The organism is Pseudomonas sp. PME37.24/006 (genome assembly GCF_055556635.1).
This window is the reverse complement of sequence record NZ_JBVHNL010000317.1, coordinates 1-231: the sequence shown is the minus strand read 5'-3', so window position 1 is coordinate 231 and position 231 is coordinate 1. Positions and strand designations below refer to the sequence as shown.

Annotated in this window: 1 pseudogene; it reads left to right on the top strand. The window is 68.0% G+C overall.

The window, feature by feature from the left end:
- Positions 1-231 (top strand): annotated as a pseudogene (locus ACZ3GY_RS24885) (glycerol-3-phosphate dehydrogenase); the annotation flags it as partial.

Here is a 231-nt window from a genome sequence, read left to right as displayed (position 1 = left end):
ATGCCGACAATCCATCGGCCGTGACGCGCGACTATGTGTTCGAGGTTCACGGCGCCGAGGGGGCGCCGCCGCTGCTCTCGATCTTCGGCGGCAAGATCACGACCTACCGGCGGCTGGCTGAGCAGGCGATGCAGCGCCTCGCGCCGTGGTTTGCGAAGCTGTCGCCGGCCTGGACCGCTGACAGGCCGTTGCCGGGCGGCGACATCGGCGGCAGTTTCGATGATTTTGCGC